Origin of the sequence: Mycobacterium sp. (assembly GCF_008709575.1) — a bacterium.
Taxonomy (GTDB): Bacteria; Actinomycetota; Actinomycetes; order Mycobacteriales; family Mycobacteriaceae; genus Mycobacterium.
Genome location: NZ_VYIK01000210.1, coordinates 1 through 939, shown reverse-complemented (window position 1 = coordinate 939; position 939 = coordinate 1). Strand labels below are relative to the sequence as shown.

The window sequence follows — 939 nt, the reverse complement described above, 5'->3', positions numbered from 1 at the left end:
AAATACCAACCACCGATGAGCCCCGAGGGGGCCGGTCGCTTTAGCGGCCGGGGGAATCGGGGCGTAGGTGAACAGTGTGGTCAGGATGCTTCTATGTCTGTCAAGCCACCAATTTGGTGGTGGTGATCGACGCGGCGTGTGTTTGCATGATGTGGTAGACCTCGCGGGCGATGGCTCGTTTGAGTTCCCTGAGTCAAGTTGTTCATGCCGCGGTCCGTTGACGGGCCTGGTGGGCGGTTGGGTCGTAGGGGATGCCGGAATGCCAGCAAGCCCAAATGATGCGGATCCAGGCTCGGGCGAGGATGCGGATCGCGTGGGGGTTGCGTTTGCCCCGCGCCCGGGCGGCGGCGTAGAGCGTGGCTGCCCAGCGTGACTGCATTCTGGAGTTGTGCGCGAAGGCGGTGATTGCCTTGCGGGCTCGTTTGTTGGCGGCAGATCGGAAGTAGACGCCCGGGTGCTGGGCAGCTCGACATGCTCGCCGATCAACCGCGAAAGACCAGTCTGCTCAGCTAGTTCCATGACCGGCACCAAACCTGCCGCCGACACCAGATTCTCTTCGTCGAACACGGCGGACTCGGTGCTAAACGTGTATGCTGATTGCACTGGCAATGCCTTCCCAAACAGGGACTGTTTCGACTTCGACAATCGTTATTGTCCCAGCTCGGAAGGCATTTTCATTGTTCACACGCCGATCACCAAAAACCGACCTTCCACGGATTCAGGCTTAGGTGTTAGCCGGCCGGCGGGGCATCGACCGCCGCCGCGGGGCGGCGCCAGAGCCGCAGACCGCGCAGGGCGCTCTCCCCCGGCCGTCCTGCAACGACCCGCGGGAAGCACGGTCGCCTTGCGGTGTCCGGCGGTGGCGGCCGGGGTCGGCATCACTCCCGCGGGGGACACCGAACCGGGCACGCGGTTCGCACGGTCGGCTCGCCCACGCCA

1 protein-coding gene is annotated in these 939 nt (G+C 64.1%); it reads right to left on the bottom strand.

Annotation, left to right across the window (positions count from 1 at the left end; genetic code table 11):
* Positions 1-202: 202 nt before the first annotated feature.
* Positions 203-379 (bottom strand): hypothetical protein, encoded by a 177-nt coding sequence (locus tag F6Q13_RS17940; protein ID WP_293059431.1) that lies wholly within the window; start codon positions 377-379, stop codon positions 203-205.
* Between the last annotated feature and the right edge of the window lie 560 nt (positions 380-939).